General features: G+C 27.0%; 17 protein-coding genes. 14 read left to right on the plus strand and 3 right to left on the minus strand.

Annotated features, from left to right (window positions below):
* The first annotated feature begins 34 nt into the window (after positions 1–34).
* From BHYOB78_RS12625 to BHYOB78_RS12635, 3 genes are all read left to right on the plus strand, one after another.
* The gene (locus BHYOB78_RS12625) at positions 35–1,720 is read left to right on the plus strand and encodes a restriction endonuclease (protein WP_020064698.1); all 1,686 of its coding nucleotides are present in this window, start codon (positions 35–37) and stop codon (positions 1,718–1,720) included.
* A 158-nt stretch (positions 1,721–1,878) separates the two neighbouring features.
* The gene (locus BHYOB78_RS12630; RefSeq protein ID WP_020064699.1) at positions 1,879–3,558 is read left to right on the plus strand and encodes a restriction endonuclease; all 1,680 of its coding nucleotides are present in this window, start codon (positions 1,879–1,881) and stop codon (positions 3,556–3,558) included.
* Positions 3,559–3,577: 19 nt separating this feature from the next.
* Positions 3,578–5,260, plus strand: a complete 1,683-nt coding sequence (locus BHYOB78_RS12635) for a restriction endonuclease (protein WP_012671173.1) — start codon at positions 3,578–3,580, stop codon at positions 5,258–5,260.
* Positions 5,261–5,306: 46 nt separating this feature from the next.
* On the opposite strand, the gene BHYOB78_RS12640 is transcribed toward BHYOB78_RS12635, so the two are convergent.
* Both BHYOB78_RS12640 and BHYOB78_RS12645 read right to left on the minus strand, forming a co-directional pair.
* Complete coding sequence (locus tag BHYOB78_RS12640) at positions 5,307–5,648, minus strand: cell division protein ZapA (RefSeq protein ID WP_020064700.1); 342 nt, start codon at positions 5,646–5,648, stop codon at positions 5,307–5,309.
* 13 nt (positions 5,649–5,661) lie between these two features.
* Positions 5,662–6,702, minus strand: a complete 1,041-nt coding sequence (locus tag BHYOB78_RS12645; protein ID WP_012671175.1) for a coiled-coil domain-containing protein — start codon at positions 6,700–6,702, stop codon at positions 5,662–5,664.
* A 115-nt stretch (positions 6,703–6,817) separates the two neighbouring features.
* Here BHYOB78_RS12645 and BHYOB78_RS12650 point away from each other — a divergent pair, with 115 nt between their 5' ends.
* The 11 genes from BHYOB78_RS12650 (at position 6,818) to BHYOB78_RS12700 (ending at position 18,314) form a co-directional block, all read left to right on the plus strand.
* Positions 6,818–7,990: a hypothetical protein gene (locus BHYOB78_RS12650; RefSeq protein ID WP_020064701.1), complete on the plus strand. Its 1,173-nt coding sequence runs from the start codon at positions 6,818–6,820 to the stop codon at positions 7,988–7,990.
* Between the two features lie 675 nt (positions 7,991–8,665).
* Positions 8,666–9,313: a tRNA (guanosine(46)-N7)-methyltransferase TrmB gene (trmB, locus tag BHYOB78_RS12655; RefSeq protein ID WP_020064702.1), complete on the plus strand. Its 648-nt coding sequence runs from the start codon at positions 8,666–8,668 to the stop codon at positions 9,311–9,313.
* On the plus strand, positions 9,310–10,302 hold the full coding sequence (locus BHYOB78_RS12660) for an ABC transporter substrate-binding protein (RefSeq protein WP_020064703.1): 993 nt from the start codon (positions 9,310–9,312) through the stop codon (positions 10,300–10,302). The genes trmB and BHYOB78_RS12660 overlap by 4 nt, the downstream gene beginning before the upstream one ends.
* Before the next feature lie 131 nt (positions 10,303–10,433).
* Positions 10,434–10,628, plus strand: coding sequence for a 50S ribosomal protein L32 (rpmF, locus tag BHYOB78_RS12665; protein WP_008721874.1), 195 nt, complete (start codon positions 10,434–10,436; stop codon positions 10,626–10,628).
* A 30-nt stretch (positions 10,629–10,658) separates the two neighbouring features.
* Positions 10,659–11,678 carry a phosphate acyltransferase PlsX gene (gene plsX, locus BHYOB78_RS12670; RefSeq protein ID WP_012671179.1) on the plus strand — a complete coding sequence of 340 codons (1,020 nt, stop codon included), beginning with the start codon at positions 10,659–10,661 and terminating at the stop codon, positions 11,676–11,678.
* A gap of 12 nt (positions 11,679–11,690) precedes the next feature.
* Entirely contained in the window at positions 11,691–12,545 is an 855-nt protein-coding gene (locus BHYOB78_RS12675) for a 3-oxoacyl-ACP synthase III family protein (RefSeq protein ID WP_012671180.1), read from the plus strand.
* Positions 12,546–12,602: 57 nt separating this feature from the next.
* A complete protein-coding gene (rsxC, locus tag BHYOB78_RS12680; RefSeq protein WP_012671181.1) occupies positions 12,603–13,910 on the plus strand; it encodes an electron transport complex subunit RsxC in 1,308 nt (435 codons plus the stop codon).
* A 15-nt stretch (positions 13,911–13,925) separates the two neighbouring features.
* Positions 13,926–15,026: an RnfABCDGE type electron transport complex subunit D gene (locus tag BHYOB78_RS12685; protein WP_020064704.1), complete on the plus strand. Its 1,101-nt coding sequence runs from the start codon at positions 13,926–13,928 to the stop codon at positions 15,024–15,026.
* Positions 15,027–15,028: 2 nt separating this feature from the next.
* A complete protein-coding gene (locus BHYOB78_RS12690; protein ID WP_012671183.1) occupies positions 15,029–15,604 on the plus strand; it encodes an RnfABCDGE type electron transport complex subunit G in 576 nt (191 codons plus the stop codon).
* 357 nt (positions 15,605–15,961) lie between these two features.
* Positions 15,962–16,918: a thiamine-phosphate kinase gene (gene thiL, locus BHYOB78_RS12695; protein WP_020064705.1), complete on the plus strand. Its 957-nt coding sequence runs from the start codon at positions 15,962–15,964 to the stop codon at positions 16,916–16,918.
* Between the two features lie 220 nt (positions 16,919–17,138).
* Positions 17,139–18,314: an acetyl-CoA C-acetyltransferase gene (locus tag BHYOB78_RS12700; RefSeq protein WP_020064706.1), complete on the plus strand. Its 1,176-nt coding sequence runs from the start codon at positions 17,139–17,141 to the stop codon at positions 18,312–18,314.
* A 429-nt stretch (positions 18,315–18,743) separates the two neighbouring features.
* Here the strand turns inward: BHYOB78_RS12700 and BHYOB78_RS12705 are convergent, their stop codons facing one another.
* Entirely contained in the window at positions 18,744–20,033 is a 1,290-nt protein-coding gene (locus BHYOB78_RS12705) for an MATE family efflux transporter (RefSeq protein WP_028331348.1), read from the minus strand.
* Positions 20,034–20,426 lie beyond the last annotated feature (393 nt).

Below are 20,426 nucleotides of genomic sequence, written 5' to 3' on the forward strand. Positions count from 1 at the left end.
ATACTATTATAGTATAAAAAAATGGGGCGAAAATATGAATAATAGTACATTATATATCATAATAGCGGTAATATTTATTATTATATTAATATCTACAATCATAATGATAAAAAATATATTCAGCAAAAAAGTTCATAAACCTTCAAAAAACACAAAGAAAAAAATGCATGAATTAAGAAAAACAGTTTCTTTAAATCCTAAAGATTTAGATTCTCTATATGAATTAGCTCTCATAGAAGAAGAATATCAGGAATTATCAGGGGCATTGCCAAAATATGAGTTTTTATTAAGCAAAAGATATTTTAAAGATAATGATATAAATGAAATAGAAATATATAAAAAACTAGAAGAAGGATATGATAAACTTGAAAATAAAGAAAATAGCTTTAAATATGCTATGATGATATCTAAGTTAGAACCAAATAATATTGATTATGCTGTAAAAATAGGAAATGTTTTAGGACAGGAAGGAAAATATAAATTAGCATCTGAATATTTTAATAAAGTTATAATAGCAAAAGAAAATCTAAGCATAGAAGAAGCTAGAACAGCTGCTTTATCTTTTTTCATGATTAAAGATTATAAAAAATCTATAATATTTTTAGAAGCACTGTATAAAAAAATATTAAATAATAAAGAAACTGACATATCAGAAATTTATAATATTGAAATATTACTTATTTCTTTATACATATCAGCAGATGAACTTAATAGAGCAATAACATTTTTAGAACAAATATTGTCCAATAAGAACATAAAAGAAGATCATAAGATGTATATTAACAGGATATATATGTATATATTATATAAACTTTCTGATAATGATAAGTTTCTTTCTAAATATAAAGAATTAAAAGCATATTATAAACTAGATGAAGCAAAAGAAGAATATGCTCCATTAATATTTGATTTTGCCTTTTATTCATATTTCTTAAAAGATATAGACACTTCTATAAGCTACTTTAAAAAATTAAATTCATTTCATAAATTGGAATATAGTGTTTATTATTTGGATCAAATACTAGAGTATCTTAATGAGGTTAATAAAGCATTTACTCAATTAACTAAATTAAGAAACGCTATGAAATTAAATGATGAAAAATATAAGAATGAAAATTATGAAAAATACATAGATTCTGAATTAATAGATATTTGGGAATTAGTATTAAGTTTGTGGCAGGGTACATTTATTAAATTTGATTACATTACTTCTAATACTACTCAGAATCCAGAAAATAAAATGGATATAGATAAAATTTTGGCTGAATTAAATAATGCCTCTAATGAAAATGATAATATTAAAAATACTAATCTAAATGAAATAGATAAAATATATTCTTTAAATTTAAATAATTTTAAAAAACTATGTAAGAATTTAATTCAAAACAAATTATCGTATTCTATAATGCAGGAATATACTGATAATGTAATAAGTTATAATTACGGAGATGAAGTTAATTACTTAGCATATCATATAACAAAAAGCAGAAAAGACTTAACATTAATTTCCGTAAAAAGATGGAAAAATACTGAGGTAGGAGAACTTATAATAAGAGATTTTTTACTTATGGTAAATGAATCGGGTGCCAAAAATGGTATATTAATTCTGCCTGTAAGATTATCTAATAGTGCTAAAAGCTATGCCAAACATAATGATAAAATTACAGTTTATACAAGAAGCCAATTTAATTCATTTTTGAAAAGTAATTTTACAAACTAATAAGAAATAGCTCTCATACTTACATATTTATTGAATATTATTATCAATAACAGCTAAAATTATCCGAAATATTATTTTTTATGAACAGAATATATTTAAACTTTTTTAGTTTTTGTATATAATATAATAAATAATATAATAGAAAAGCGGATAAATATATGAGCAATAGTACATTATACATCATAATAGCTGTAATATTCATTGCTATATTAATAGCTACAATTATAATGATAAAAAACATGTTCTCTAAAAACAAAAATATTCCTGAACGAAATACTAGAAGAATGATGGAAGAACTAAAGAAAAAGATAGCAGAAAATGAAAATGATTTTGACTCTCTTTACAAATTAGCAATGTTAGAAGAACAATACGATGATATAAGCAGTGCATTAGGAAAATATGAAAAGCTTATAGCAGAAAGATATTTTTCTGAGCATAATATAAATGAAGTAGAAATATACAAAAAATTAGAGCCGGCATACTATCAATTAGGGGATAAAGAAAAAAGCTTTAAATATTCTCTATTAATTTCAAAAGCCGAGCCTAATAATATTTATTATGCTATAAAATTGGGTACTACATTGGGAAAAGAAGGTAAATACAAACTTGCCTGCGAACATTTCAATAAAGTAATAGTATCAAAAGAAAATATAGATATAGAAGAAGCTAAAACAGCTGCTTTATCTTTTTTTATGATTAAAGATTATAAAAAATCTATAATATTTTTAGAAGAATTATATAAAAAAATATTAAATAATAAAGAAACTGAAGCTTCAGAAATTTATAATCTTGAAATATTGATGATATCTATGTACATATCAGCAGATGAACTTAATAGAGCAATAACATTTATAGAACAAATATTATCCAACAAGTCTATAAGCGAAGATCATAGATTATATATTAATAAAATGTATATGTACACATTGTATAGACTTTCTGATAATGAAAGATTTAGAGAGATGTTTAATAATATAAAAAATTCATATAATTTGGAAGATGCTGGCTATAAATATGCAACTCTTATATTTGATTTTGCTTTTTATTCATATTTCTTGAAAGATATAGATGCTTCTATAAGATTCTTCACAAGATTAAATTCTTTCCATAAATTGGAATATAGTGTTTATTATTTGGATCAAATATTAGAGTACCTTAATGAAGTTAATAAAGCATTTACTCAATTAACTAAATTAAGAAACTCTATGAAATTAAATGATGAAAAATATGTAAATGAAAGATACGATAAATATATAGACGGTGAATTAATAAAAATATGGGAAAAAGTATTAGATTTATGGGAAGGAAATTTCTATAATTTTGAATATATTAATTCTCTAGTTGAAGTTGAAAACACAATCGATGTTGATAAAATATTAAGCGAATATAATATGCAAAAACAACTAGATGATAATAATAAACAAAATAGAAATACAAATATAGATTCTATATATTCATTGAGTATGAGTAATTTTAAAAAACTTTGCCAGAATATAATTCAGAATAAATTATCATATTCTATAATACAGGAATATTCTGACAATATAATAAACTACGAATACGGCGATGATGTTAACTATTTAGCGTATCCTACTGGTAAAAGCAGAAAAGACATAACATTAATCTCTATAAAAAGATGGAAAAACACAGAGGTAGGAGAACTTATAATAAGAGACTTTTTGCTTATGGTTAATGAATCAGGGGCAAAAAATGGAATATTAATTCTTCCTGTAAGACTATCAAATAGTGCAAAAAGCTATGCAAAACATAATGAGAAGATCACAGTCTATACAAGAAGCCAATTTAATTCATTTTTGAAAAGTAATTTTGTAAATTAATTATAAATAGGAAAAAAATATGTTAGATTCTTACATTTATATAATTTTTGTTCCAATATCTATAATAATATTATTAGGTATTATTCTATTTTTTAAAACCGTATCAGGCAGCAGCGGAATATATAAACCAAAAAACATAAAAAAGAAAATAGGAGAACTTGAGAAAAAAATAGAAATAAATCCTAAAGATTATAATTCTATATATGAATTAGCTGTAATAGAAGAACAGTATAACATGCTTGAAAAGGCTTTAGAGAGATATGAAAAATTACTTAATGTTAAATATTTTGAAGGTGAAGAATTAAGCATATATAAAAAGCTTGAAGAAATATACAATAAATTAGACAATAAAGAAGAAAAATTAAAATACACTTTGAAAATAGCACAAATAGATGTTAATAACACATACTATTCTATAAAAGCAGCTACTGAACTAGGAAGAGAGGGTGCTTATAAATTAGCAACTGAATATTTCAACAGAGTTTTGAACAATAAAAGTGATTTTGAAATATATGAACTTAAAATAGCTGCTATATCATATTTCATGAATAAAGAATATAGAAAAGTTATAAGCATGTTAGAAGAACTTCATAAAAGATTAAATAGAAATATAAGTAATATTGAAGAAGACTATGATGAAATGATATTAGTAGAAAAAATACTTATATCATTGTACATTATAACAGATGAAATAAATAGTGCTAGAGATTTCACAGAAACAATATTATCATCAAGAACAATTAGAAATTATCCTGAATTTCATTTCTTTATAAATAGAATATATTTATATATATTATATAAATCTGATGACAATGAAGCATTTATAAATTTATTCAATCAATATTCAAAGCAGTATAAAATAAATGAAATAAAAAAAGAAGAAAGTATTATTATTTTAGATTTTGGCTTTTATAATTATTTTATAAAAGATATTAATAGTGCTATGAGCTATTTTGAACATATAAGATTATTTAATGATCCGGAATTTAACATATATGATTTGGATAATATATTTAATTATTTATCTGAAATTGCAAAAGCTGAAGTACAATTAAAGAAATTAAGAGAAGACATGCAGCTAAACAACAACGATAAATATCTAAAAGAAAATTATGAAAAATATGTAAATGCTCAATGTATAGAATCTTGGGAAACCTCTGTAAGATTATGGGAAGAATCTTTTAATAGTTTAGATAGTATATTAAATTTAATAGAAATAGAAAGAAATGTAGATATTGAAAAAATATTATTAGAATGCAACATAAATGAAAACAATGCTACTATAGACACAGTAAGCAGTAAAAAAGTAGATAAAATATATGATATAAGTTTGGCATCTTTCAAGAGCATATGTCAGGATATAATACAGAAAAAACTTTTATATTCAGCTGTACAGGAGTATAATGAAAAATTAATAGATTATGATTACGGAGATGAAGTTAATTATTTAGCATTTGCTGTAAATAAAAGTAAAAAAGATTTAACATTAATATCTTTCAAACGTTGGAGAAATACAGAAGTAGGAGAACTTGTAATCAGAGACTTTATGCTTCTTATTAATGAAGCTGGAGCAAAAAATGGAATACTAGTTTTACCGCTTGAACTAACAAATAGTGCAAGAAGTTATGCCACTCATAATAATAAAATTAAGGTTTACACAAGAAATCAATTTAATTATATGCTTAGAGACAGCAGAATATAAAAAAATAACTGATAATAAAAATTATCAGCTATTTTTATATAAAAATTTATTCATTTTCTTTGTTAGTATCTTTAGACTCTTTAGTCTCATCTATAAGTCTTATAAGTTCATTTGATCTGGAAGCTATGCTCTCTTTTAAGGCCTGTAATGTATCTTTTCCAGCTTTACTATTAGCCATTTCTCTTTTTAAAAGATCTGCTATATTAAGACAAGCGAGTATGGCTATAGTATCTCTAGGATAATTAGGACCATAATGTTCTGCTATATCATTCATGCTTTCATTAACAAATTCGGCAACCTCTTTTAAATATTCAGCATTACCGTCCTGAGATTTTATGCTTAGCATTCTGCCGTATATATTAACTTCTACAATAGTAACATTATCCATAATTATTTACCTATTATTTCGATTCATTATCAAAGAAAAATTCTTCATCTTCATCATCGCCGAACATATACTGATCATCTTCATTTATATCAAATTCATAATTATCTTCTTTATTACTTTTTGTATTATCATCTTCTTCAATATTTTCTTCTACTGCTTCACTGCTTTTATTTTCTTTTTCTTCGTCCTTTATATCATTATCCCAACTAGCATCAGAAGCATTACTGAAAGGATCCTCATCTTCAGTAACTTTGACATTTGAAACTTCTTTTATTTCCTTTACTTCGCTGCTTTTATTATTAATATTATTTTCAGATTTATATTCTTCATATTCATCACTAGATGAGTTCTCACTGCTGAAAGGATCTTCATCATTAATTTCGAATTCGTCTCCCAAACTCTTTGCTTCTTCTTTGATTTCTTTACTTATCTTTTCTTCAACAGCTTTTTCTTCTGCAATTTTTTCCTCAATAACTTTTTCTTCAGAAGCAATTACATTATCATTAACAGCAGCATCACTATAAACTGTATTATCTGCATTATGAATCATAGCTGAATGATGAGATTTTTTAGACTCAAAACTAGATTTTCTGACACTATCTATTCTTTCTATTAAAATACCTAATTTCTCTTTAAGCTCATTATTTTCTTTACTTAGAGAATCTATAGCTCTTATTGCTTTTTCCAATTCTTTTTTAAGATTATCATTTTCTTCTATTAATGTTACAGAATCTTTCTCTGTATTTTCCAAATTAGATTTAAGAGTATCTCTTTCTATTCTAGTAGCTTCTAATTGTTTTATTAAATTATCTTTATCTTCTTTTATAGAATTATAATTATCTGTAACATTTCTTTTATCAGCCTCAAGTATAGTTTTTTCTTCTTTTAGGAGATTAAAACTATCTTTTACATTTTTCAAAGTATTTATTAATTCTTCTTTTTCTGATTTAAGCTGTTCTATAACTTGATGCAATTCTTTATTATCGAATGAAATTAATTGATATTCATCTAAAAAATCTTTCAATTTTTCTTCTAAAATTGTGAATTCTTTCAAATTGCCCCCCAAAAAAAACGTATATTAAAAATTATATCACATATAAATTCAATTGTCAATTTTTTATTTATATGATACAATATAATTTATAAAACATAATAAAAAACAGGTTTTTATGAAGAATATATTAAAATTAATTGTGCTGAATTGGGTACTAGCCTGTACAATAGTATACGGACAATCCCCATATACAGATAAAGATCAAAAGGTCTTAAAAGGTGCTATAGATGCATGGCCATATATAGGTATAGAATATGAAAGACCTACAGAAAGTTATATGCCTTTTGATTATATACATGAAAGTCATAAAAGAGAAAATAGATTAAAAAAATCATTTCCTTCTAGACTATTATACGAGCTTTCTACTATAGAACTTCATATGAACACATTAATAGGAGTTAATTTAAGAGAAGGACATTTTAGTATGCCTAATATGTATCTCTCTCTTGGAAAAAGTTTTCACTTTGATTGGATTTTTTCAGCTACTCCTTTTGTAACTATGACTTCTAAATTTGATGTATTCAATAAAGATTATGCAACAGGAAGTATAGGTATATATGATGCCGGTATAGAAACAGTTACTTTGACTAGAATATTACTATCTTTCAGAATGAAGGCTGTTAATGATATTAATGGGTCTACGTTTATGCTGCTTCCGTCTGTTATTGACAGTGAATCTGCAAGTTTTGCTCCGCATTGGTATATTCCTAGAGTAAATAATGAAATGGGGTTCAGAGCCGGATTTATAGGTTCTTATTATGAATTATCTTATTCTCAAGGTTTTTCAAAAGATTCTAATCCTTTAGCAGCGGTATTTAAAATTAATGGAGACTATTTCAGGGCTCAATTACTTTATCAATATAATAATAAAAATTCTCTATCTCCTGAAAATTTTATAAGCAGATATAATAAAAATAATATTCATAATAAAAAAGAATATTATACTCATCATTTAGTGCAATTATCTGGTATGGGAAGAATTCCTTTTCTTGACAAGGAGTTATGGCTTAATTTACTTGGTGAATATACTTGGAGAGATAATGATGCTCATTATGTAAGACTTGAACTTGGTCTTGAATGGAAAATGCTTAATATTGCCATACGTCCTTTGTTCTATATACCTGCTAATTATGATGATGATGACGATGACAATATATATGCATTTGATCCTAAGAAAGATTTATTCTGTTTAGAATATTCTGTTTATGTAAAATTTGATCCTATATATTTTGGATTCCAAGGCTCTACTGATGGAAGATATTATATTGCTATGAAGGCTGTATTTTAATTAAAAAAATTAATAACTTAAACGCACGGTAAATAAATTTAAAAAATTAAATTAATTATCAATACAACTTTATTTAAATAATAAAATTGATTAATCGTGCGTTAAATAGATTTTAAATCTAATAAATTTTTGGGCGGGTGTTAACATTTCTAAATAAGCATCAAAAAAAATTCAAATTAAAATTTTCAAAATACACTATATAGAATAAAGGGCGGGATTCATAGTAATTTTTTTATTATTTTTTAACTTAAAATTATTATAAAATAATAAGCATAATTATAAATAAAAATTAAATACTATTAATAAATCTATATATCATAATGTGATAATTAAATAAGTTTATATTTAAAAATTTAATTACACTTCCCTCCCTTTAGATTTATTATCTTATTTTGCAATTTTTATAAAATTTTTATTTTTTATTTATACTGTTATTATAACAACCCACCCAAGCTGTTTTTAAATTAGCAATTAGCACAACGCACGAAAAACGAAATAATGAATATAGTATTAATTATAAATGCATTTTTATTATATTATAGTAAATAATTAACCGTGCGTTATAATATTTAATTATAATCAGTATAAAATCATAATGCTTTTAAATATGATGTATTGACATAAAAATTAAGTAATATATCATTCAAATAAAATATTAGTAATGGGGAATAATAATTGAGAAATTTAAATCTTGATGAATCAATATTGAACGAATATTTATTAGATGATTTTAATATAGAAGATAGCTCTATAATAGGAAATGAATTGGAAAAAAGATTATCAGGTTATGATGTAAGAGAATTAGAAATAGGCTGCGGAAATGGAAAATTTATAGTTGAGCTTGCTATGAATAATAAAGACAAATACTTTATAGGTATAGAATATTCATATAAAGCTGCTAAAAAAGCTGTATCAAAAGCGTATAAAAGAAATATAAAAAATCTTACTATTATATTTGGTGAAGCTAATAATATTATAGATAAATATTTAAATGGAAAATATTACTTTGATAAAATATATTTAAACTTTCCAGATCCTTGGCCAAAAAAGAAACATGCCCATAGAAGAATATTTACAAAAGATTTTTTAAAAAAAATGTATCCTTTATTAAAAGATGAAGGAATATTCTATTCTGTAACAGATGATGATAATTATGCATTGGAAATAATGAATCCTATATATCAAGAAGCAGATAATTTTAAAAATATTTTAGATAATGATTATGTTCATAAATTGGAAGGATACGGAGTTACACTTTATGAGGAGAAAATGAGAGCTATTGGGCATAATATATATTTCTTTGCTCATTCCAAAAATATATGACAATGATTAATCAATTAAAAATTATATTGCTAATATTAACTCTTTTTGCAGTTTCATGCAGCAATGAAGAAAGTTCAAAAAATACCACTATTGTAAGCATAATAAAAGAAAAAAATACAAGAAGATACAATGCTATAGAAAAAGGTCTTTTGGATCAAATACATTCAGATAAAATGGATGTTCAGATTAATTTTTATACATTAGGTAATGATGATTTATCAACTATAAAAACTGCTAATAATGTACGTGATGATAATTCAAGTATAGCTATAGTTATAGGCGAAAATGCAACTTTACTATCTATGAATATAATAGTTCCTCAAACAATAGTGTTTGCAGGATGTTTTGATGACTTATCTTTAAGTAATATAGCCAGAAATAGAATACAAAACAATAATATAACTGGTGTTTATATAAATTTGGATATTACCAAATATGTAAAAATAATTTCTGAAAAAGAAGTTAATAGTATAGGCTATCTTTATACAAAAAATTCTGAAATGTCAGCTAATATCTCTAAATATATAATGAAATATTGCAGTAATGAGAATATGACATATTATCCTTTAGTAATAGGAGAAAATTTAAATACTCTTGATATAGAAAATACCTTAAAATCTAGAAATATAGACTATTTAATTCTTGCAAATGAAGAATATATAAATAACAATATATATTCTATAAACCATTTATGCGATAAGTATTCTATACCATTGATAAATACAGATATATCAGATGCAATAAACACAGCAATATTATTCTCTCTAGACTTTAATTATTATTATATGGGCAGACAATTAGCATTACTTCTTAATGATGTAATAAATAATAATGGAAAAACAGAAGGACTTAATTTTGTACGGTTATCAGATTCATATAAAATTCTGCTTAATGAAGACATTGCTAAGGAATATAATATAAAGTTTACAGAAGAAATACTGGATAAAAGTTCATTATTAATCAAAGATGGTCAGCTAATAAAAAAATAGATTACATATTATGTTAATTCTGCTTGACAAATTTCATTCTTCATAGTATGATAGTTTAAACTTTGTATCGTATAATAGCGATAATTATCTTAATTTTAATAATTATCTTTAATAAATTAAAGGAGAAAAAAATGGCAGTACCAAAGCATAGAAAATCGAAAGCAAAAAAAAGATCAAGACAAGCAGCTAATGATAAAAGATTTTTAGGTTCTTTATCAATCTGTCCACAATGCGGAGCAGAAAGAATGCCTCATAGAATCTGTCCAGAATGCGGTTTTTATAAAGACAGAGTAATAAAAGCTCCAAAAACTCAAAATGCAGGTTAAAAAACAATAAAATAATTTTAGGAAGTTATTATGAACTTAGCCATAGATGTAGCCAGCGGAGAGAAACCTCTCGAAGAATTAGTGTCAGGTGCTATTAGTGCCCTACAAGAAAATAAAGATATTAATTTAATTTTAGTAGGCAATGAAAAAAATATATCAAAAGCCATATCTAAAACTAAATATGATCATAATCGTATAGATATTAGACATACAGATGAGATAATAGATATGAATGAAAGCCCTGCTAATGGTATAAAACATAAGAAGAATGCTTCAGTTTTATTGGCCGCACGTTTGGTTAGGGAAAAAGAAGCCGATGGTTTCTTCTCGCCTGGAAATACAGGAGCTACTTTGGCAGCAGCTCTTACAGAGATAGGACGTTTAAAAGGTGTTATGCGTCCGCCTCTTATATCCACACTTCCAAAATTAAATGGCGAGTTCTGTATGTTGGATATGGGTGCCAATGTAGATTGTACCACAGATTATATAGTTCAATTTGCAGTTATGGGCAGAGTATTTGCCAAAAGATACTTAAAAATAGATAATCCTAGAGTAGGACTCCTTAATATAGGAGAAGAAGACTCTAAAGGAAATGCTAATACCAAAAAATCATTTGAACGTCTCCAAAAAATGAAAAAAATCAATTTTATAGGCAACATAGAACCTAACGATATGTTAAAATCAGATTCTGTTGATGTAGTTGTAGCTGACGGATTTGACGGCAACATAGTATTAAAAACAATAGAAGGAACAGCTTCTTTTGTTGTTAATCTATTAAAAGAAGAAGTAAAAAAGAATCCTGTTAGTGTAATGGGCGGACTTATGATGAAACCTGTATTCAATAATTTAAAATCAAAAATGAGTTCCGATTCTTATGGTTCTGCTATATTATTAGGCTTAAATGGCGGAGCTTTTGTAGGTCATGGTAAAACTAGCGGCGTTGGTATGAAAAATGCCGTATTAAATATGTACAAATTTCTAGATGCCAAAATAAACGAAAAAATAGCTAAAGAACTTTATGATTCAGGAGCTAAAAGAAGAATTTTTTAAAGGAATTTTGTAATGGTATATATTAAATCTTGTAAAGGCACTTATAAAAATAATAAAACAAATATGGCAGCCTCAGATTTAGCCTTACTATCAATAAATGAAGTAATCAAAGATATAGATCCCAATAATATAGATGCTATTCTATGTGCTACAGTTACTAAAGATTATGTTTATCCTTCTACAGCTTGTATATTGGCAGGAAAAATTAAAGCTTCTAATGCTTTCTGCTTTGATATAGAAAGTGATTTCACAGGCTTCTTATCAGCATTAAGATTGGCTTATGCCTTTGTAAAAAGCGGAAGATATAAAAATATTTTAGTAGTTGCCGCAGAATCTTTTTATATATGCGATGATGAAAATAGATTCGATGATGCAAGTGCTGCTGCTTTAGTAACAAATGAAAAATCAGATATTCAAATAGATTTTATAGATTCAGTAACAGACGGAAACGCATTAGAAAATTGTTATATTCCTATGGGCGGAACAGCTAAACCTTATACTAAAGAGGGCGTACTCAATAAAGAACATTTCATTTCTATAAAAGATAATAATATTTTTGAAGAAGAAGCAAAAAAAGCCGGAGTTTATGTTAAAGATATTTTATCTACTAATAATATAAAACCGGATTTATATATACCTTCCTACTCAAGCCCTAATGCATACAATGCCTTTGTTGATGCTTTATCTGTCAGCAAAGATATGGTATACTCTAAAATGGAAAATGCACACTCATCTTTAAGTGCTTCATCAGGAGTGGCATTCTCTATGGCTTTGGAAGATGGTTCTATAAAGAAAAACAGTAAGGTAGCTATATGCAGTTATGGAAGCGGTTATACCAAATCTGTAGCTGTTATTTCTATAAATTAAAATTACAATAATTAAACATTTATGTTTGATTGTTTAATTGAGTGAAGGATTGATAATATGAACTTAGGTAGATTTCGTTTTGGCGGAGTTCATCCGCATGACAGCAAGGATACAGCCGATATCTCTTCATCAGCTCTATCAAATGCCCCTAAAACCGTCCTAATATCTATGGCTCAGCACATTGGTGCTCCAGCTAAAATTTTAAAAAACAAAGGCGATAAAATTGAAAGAGGCGAACTTATTGGAGAGGCAGGCGGTTATGTATCAGGTAATGTTCATTCTTCTGTTACAGGAACAGTTGCATCTGTAGAAATTGCTCCACCTCCTTTGGGAAGGGGAGCTAATGCTTTGCTTATCAATGTAGATAGCAATGCTGACAACTTGGCTTATTTTGAAAGTTCTGATTATATGTCCATGTCGGCAGAAGAAATGTCCAAAAAAATACAGCAAGCCGGTATAGTTGGTATGGGTGGTGCTACTTTCCCTACTCATGTTAAGGTTGATGGCGCAGCTAAAGGAAATGCTGATACCTTAATCATTAATGGTGTAGAGTGCGAACCTTACATCACTAGCGACTACAGACTTATGATCGAGTATGCTCAAGACCTTTTCAAAGGTATTGATATCTTAAGAAAGATCGTACCTTCTGTAAAAAGAACTATTATCGGAATAGAAAATAACAAGCCTAAAGCAATAGAAGAAATGGCTAAAATAGGAAAAGAGCATAATGTTGAAGTTATGGCTTTAAGACTTCGTTATCCTCAGGGTGCTGAAAAAATGCTTATAGAAGCTACTACAGGAAGAATAGTACCTGTAAGTAAGCTGCCTATGGATGTTGGTGTTATAGTTGTTAATATTGCTACTCTATATGCCATATATGAAGCTGTTGCTAAAAATAAGCCTCTTATGGAAAGACTTGTTACAATATCAGGAGATGCTATAAAAGAACATAAAAATGTATGGCTTCCTTTAGGTACTCCTATTTCGCATGTTGTTGAAGAATGCGGCGGAATTACTGCTGAAAATGTACTTATACTTTCCGGCGGTCCTATGATGGGTGCTGCTATCCCTAATCTTGAACAATGTGTTAACAAAGGTACTAACTCACTTCTATTCTTGGATAAAGATAAATTAGCTAAAGAAGTTGAATATCCTTGTATTAAATGCGGAAGATGCGGTAATGCTTGTCCGCTTCATTTATCTCCTACTGAGCTTGCTCATACTGCAAAAGCTAAAATCAAAGATAAATTGAATGATTTAGATATAGCAACTTGTTTTGAATGCGGCTGCTGTACTTATATATGTCCTTCAAAAATTCCTTTGGTTCAGTGGATTAGATTTGGTAAAGATTTATTAAGAAGATAGTTTAAGGAGATAATAATGAAATTTTATACAGAATCATCTCCGCACATAAAAGACGGAGATACTACAAATAAGATAATGTTAAGAGTTATTATAGCTCTTTTACCTGCTGTTATATATAGTATCGTACTATTTGGTGCTAAGGTTATAGTTTTATACTTGGCTGCCATTATTACTTGTATACTTTCTACTGTAATAGTAAAAAAAGTAAGAAAAAAACCTTTGTTGCCTGATTATGCTGTTATTGTTACTGCTATACTTCTAGTTATGACTCTTCCTCCTTCTTCAACTATAACTATGGTTGTTATAGGAAGTGTTATTGCTATAGTATTCGCTAAAGAGGTTTTCGGAGGTTTGGGTTCTAACATATTCAACCCTGCTTTAGTTGGAAGAGCTTTCTTACAAGTAGCTTTCCCTGCTCAGATGACTATATATGCTGCTCCTACAAGAGTGCCTTTCTTGGATTTATTCGCTCCAGGACTTCATAATTTAGTAAATACTGTTACAGGCGGTACTCAGTCTATAGATATGATGAATGCTTTGACTCAGTCTACTCCTTTAACTTTTATGAAATTCACTTACAATGCTAATATAAGCACTTCATTAGCAGAACAAATAGGGTTTGAATCACATTATTATCTTCAAATGTTATTAGGTAGTACTTCAGGTGCTATAGGTGAAACTTCATTCTTACTTCTTTTAATAGGCGGAATATACTTGCTTGTTACTAAGACTATAGATTGGAGAATACCTTTGGGTATGTGTTTATCTTTAATGTTTGTAAGTCTTTTACTTTGTTTAGGAATGCCTGGAAAATTCCCTTCTCCTATATATCAAGTATTAGCAGGTGGTTTCGGTTTAGGTGCTTTCTTTATGGCTACTGATATGGTTACTTGCCCTTCAAGTCATTTAGGTGCTTGGATATATGCTCTTTTAATAGGTGCTGTACTTGCTATATTAAGAGCTTTCGGTTCTTCTCCAGAGTATATGATGTATTCAATACTTATAGGTAATATGTTTATGCCTTTAATTGCTATGCTTACTCGTCCTATGCCTGTTGGTAAAAAAGAGCTTCTTGCTATTAATAAAGCTAATGCTCAGAAAGAAGGAGGTAAATAATTATGAAAAAAGAGGTTGGTTATACTGCCGTTATTTCGGTTACTATTACTGCATTGTTGGCTGGTTTTTTACTTTCATTTGTATATTCTTCTTTTGAAAAAGATATTTTAGCTAACAATGAAAAAACAGTACTTAATGGTGTTAAAACTGTTATTGAAGGTGCTGATGAATTGGAAGGTCCTTTAACTGAAAATTCAACTTATCCTTACTATATTGGTAAAAAAGCTGATGGTACTGTTGTTGGTTATGCTATGCTTTCTTCTGCTGGCGGATATAATGGTGAAAATAAAGTGCTTGTTGGTTTAGATGCCAATGTTGAAACTATTACTGCTATAGTAGTTACTGAACAAGCTGAAACTCCTGGACTTGGTGCTAAAATTACTGAGCCTGCTTTTAGAGATCAATTCAAAGGTCAAAGCACAATCGTTTCTTTATCTGTTGTAAAAGGAATTAAACCTGAAGAAGCAGGTGATGCTCAAATTGCTGCTATAAGCGGTGCTACAATTTCTTCTACTTCTGTTGTTAATGCCGTTAATAGTGCTAAAGATGAAGCTGTTAATTTATTTAAAAATCAATAAATTAATTAAATAATTAGAATATAATAAAAGGCTTATAAATGTTAATCATTTTATAAGCCTTTTTTATTTATAAAATAATAACGCACGGTAAGCAGATTTTTATTTTTTAATTTAAATTATAATTCACAATTCACTCATACTCAAAATTTTACTCTGCGTGCGGTAATAACGATTCAAATTTTTAAAAAAATATTGGGTGGGAAGCAGAAATAACATAAAAAATTAAAAAGAAAAATAGTACAAAAATGTCTGTACTAATAAAAAGTCTAGAGGGCGGGGAGTGAAAATAAATTTTCATTATTTAAAACTTTTATTCTATATGTTATAATCATAAAAAATATTATGGAAGTAATGAATATGCAGGAATTCAAACTTATAGAAAAAATAAAAGAATTAACAAAATCTGATAATACAGATAATTTGAATATAGGCGATGATTGTGCTGTTATAAAAAATATGAGTACAGATAAAGATATTTTAGTAACTGCTGATATATTGGTAGAAAATATACATTTCTCTTTGAATTACTATTCTTTTTATGATATAGGATATAAGTCAGCTCAGGCAAATATTAGTGATATTATATGTAAGGGAGCAAATCCTAAAAATGTTTTTATATCTCTTTCAATACCGAAAAAAATTAATGATGAAAATATTTTAGAATGGTATAGAGGTTTTTTAGAAGCCTGTAAGCCGTACAATATTGAAATATCCGGAGGAGATACCACTTCATCAAATGACTTTTTTTTCATTTCTATAACATTGATTGGTACTATAGAAAAAAATAAAGCAATATTAAGAAGCAATGCTCAAGTTAATGATAATGTATATGTACTTGGTTTTGCGGGTGAAAGTGATTTAGGACTTAAAAAACTTTTATCTGGAAATTATGATTATAATGATGAAAGTATTAAAACTCATTTAAGGCCTAAACTTTTTTATGATAAATGGCAGAAGATAATTAATAAATACAAAATAAACTCATCAATAGATATAAGCGACGGACTTTTACAGGATGCTTCTCATATTGCTGAAAAATCAAATAAAACTATAGAGATATACGAATCTTCTAATTGGAATTTAGTTAATAGATTTTTTTATAAAGATAATAAAGACAATAAAGAAATATTAAAATCTATTCTTACAGGCGGAGAAGATTATGCTATTATTTTTACAAGCACAGATAATATACAAGAAGAAAATAATTTAATAAAAATAGGTAAAGTTAAAGAATATTCAAATACATTTATAAGATTCATAGATATAAATAATAAAGAAATACATTTTGACTCATTAGGATTCGTGCATTCTTAAATTAAGAATCAATTTGATATTTTTTATTAAAACTTATATTTATTAATAATTTTGATTTAAACAATATATAAAAGTATATTTAAAGTATTTTGATTAGTTTAATAGTAAAAAAATTATAAATAAACTTGTAAAAATAATTTTAAATTACTATACTATAATAAAATAGTTCACATTTCAGAAAAATAATCTAAAATAAAAATATTTTTTATAAGGAGAAAATATGAGAGAAATAGTAATAGCAAGTGCTGTTAGAACACCAGTAGGTAAATTTTTAGGTTCATTTTCAAATGTATCTGCTGTAGAATTGGGTACAATAGCTGTAAAAGAGGCTTTAAAAAGAGCAAATATCAAACCTGAACAAGTTGATGAAACTTATTTTGGATGTGTTATACAATCAGCGCTTCTTTCAAACGTAGCAAGACAGATTTCCGTTAATGCCGGAATACCTGTAGAGAAGCCAGCATTAACTATCAATATATTATGCGGTTCTGGACTAAGAGCAGTATCTATGGGAGCACAGATGATTAAAGCAGGCGATGCTGATATAGTAGTTGCAGGAGGTACTGAAAATATGAGTATGGCTCCATATACTTCTTCAGCTATGAGAATGGGGGCTAGAATGGCTGAGACAAAAATGCAGGATACTTTACTTAATGATGCTCTTATATGTGCATTTGAACGTTATCATATGGGTGTTACTGCTGAGAATGTTGCTGAAAAATGGGGCATCACTAGACAAGAACAAGATGAATTTGCATGCAGAAGTCAGAATAGAGCTGAGGCTGCAGTAAAAAGCGGAAGATTTAAAGATGAAATAGTACCTGTTACAATTAAAACTAAAAAAGGTGAAATAGTAGTTGATACAGATGAACACCCTACTTTCGGTACTACTATGGAGTCTTTAGCTAGATTAAAACCTGCATTCAAAAAAGACGGTACTGTTACTGCTGGTAATGCTTCTGGTATCAATGACGCTGCTTCTGCTGTAGTTATTATGTCTAAAGAAAAAGCAGATGAGCTTGGAATTAAACCTATGGCTAAAATTTTAGGATATGCTACACATGGTGTTGAGCCTAGAATAATGGGTATAGGACCTATAGAAGCAAGCAGAAAAGCTTTGAAAATGGCTAATCTTGCAGTTGAAGATATGGACTTAATAGAAAGTAATGAGGCTTTCGCTGCTCAGTCTATTGCTGTTGCTCGTGAATTAAAATTCGATATGGATAAAGTTAATGTTAATGGAGGAGCTATTGCTATAGGACACCCTATAGGAGCTTCTGGAGCTAGAATACTTACTACACTTCTATATGAGATGAAAAAACGAGGTTCTAAAAAAGGACTTGCTACACTTTGTATAGGCGGCGGTATGGGTACTGCTTTAGTTGTAGAAATGTAATTTACAATTAATATTATAAAATATAAGGGGTTAAAGCTTAATACTAAGTTTTAACCCTTTTTTATTATTAATGAATTTTAAACTTAAAAATATATTATCATTATAGCTGTTTATCATAAAATCAAATTCAAGAAAAATATAAAATTAATATATAAATAATAATAGCAATAAATCCTATTAACTGTGTTTAGTATATGCCTAAACAATTATATTTTGTCAAAATAAAGTTGTTACATTGAAAATATTTGGAGGGCTTTTCTCATTTTATTCAACTTTTTGCGTCGGGAAAAAGTTGAATAAAAAAATTGACAAACTTAAAAATTTTCAGTATATATGAAATATTTATTCTTGTTTGTGCATAAAATTATTTATCTATTTATTAAGTCAGTGATTATATAAACAAAAAAATAGTAAATTTTAGTACCTTTTCTATTTGTTAACATTTATAAAAAATATAAAAGAGAAAATACTTGTTAAAATTTCAGCTGTTGGAAAAGAAAGCCATACTCCTGTCATATTAAAAATATTTGATAAAATAAATATAGAAGGCATTATAAATATAAAACCTCTTAATATAGATATTATAAATGATGGTTTGGCTTTATCCATAGCAGAAAAATATACGCAAGTTATAATATTATATCCTACAAATATAAATGCTGTAAAATATATACGAAGTCCATTAATTGATATTTTTTGAAGCTCTTCAATATTATCCCTATTAAAAATTGAAGTTATTTCATTAGCAAATACATAAGTGATTATATAAACCAAAATAGAAATACTAGATGCTGAAATTAAAGCATATTTATATATTTTATTAATATTAACAGCATTATTATAGTTCATACTTATAATAGGCTGCACTCCCTGCCCCATTCCTGTAAATATTGCTATAATTACTAATGCTATATTTGCTGTTATTCCATAAGCAGCAACTCCTACATTGCCTGCTATATTTAATATTATTATATTAAAAGCTATCATAACAAAACCAGATGATAATTCTGTTATCAAAAAAGATATTCCAAGAGAAGATATTTCAAAAAATTTCTTAAAACTAACATTAGGCTTAACAATAAAAAATGTATTTTTCTTTTTTATAAATAATGTTGCCAATACAAGTATGCTTACAATAGGAGAGAAAACTGTTGCAAGTACTGCTCCAAATATTCCCATATTAAAAGGAAATATAAATATATAATCAAAAACTATATTAAATAAACTTCCCATAAGCATAGCAATCATAGCAATCCTTGGATGATTATCATTTCTAACAAATCCTAAAAGTACATTATTAAGCATAAACATAGGTGAAAATAAAAGTATCATCTTTATATAAGTATTTGTCATACTATGTATATCATCTCTGGCACCTAGAATATATGCTATATGCGATGTAAATAAAATACTTACAATAATAAATAAAACAGATATTATTAATATATAAATTAAAGAATTAGTAAATATAATATTAGCTTCATTATTTTTACTTTGAGTTTTTAATATAGCGTATTTAGTAGCAGAACCCATACCAAGCATCAAACCAAGTCCATTAACAAAATTAAAAATAGGTATAGCTATATTCAAAGCAGTTAATCCGTCAGAGCCTATTCCTCTTGCCACAAAAAAAGTATCAGCAAGTATATAGCATGATAATCCTATCATACCTAGTACATTAAGTGATACATATTTAATAAACATATTTAGTACATTCATAAAAAATACACCATAATAAAAAAACGTCTGCGTTCATACTTTCTAAGGCCTACGGTATGAATACAAACGTTTTAAAAAAATTTATCCGGCGACAAATTTTATTATTTTTTCATAGATATTTATGTCTATTATTATATACAAAAAATATTATAAGTCAAATAATAATACTTTAATTACATACCCCGCCCTTTTATATTTTTTACTTATTCTAAAATTTATAATTTAATTTTTCTTTTTTGTTTTTATTTATAAAAGCACACCCGCCCAAGTTTTTATTAAATTTAGAATTTATCCAACGCACGGTTAAAAGGCTTTAATTATAAAATTATTTGCAATTATAATTTTATCAATATTCATAGTTTTACTCACCGTGCGGTATGAGAATAATAAATT

The sequence above is a fragment of the Brachyspira hyodysenteriae ATCC 27164 genome (assembly GCF_001676785.2).
GTDB lineage: Bacteria > Spirochaetota > Brachyspiria > Brachyspirales > Brachyspiraceae > Brachyspira > Brachyspira hyodysenteriae.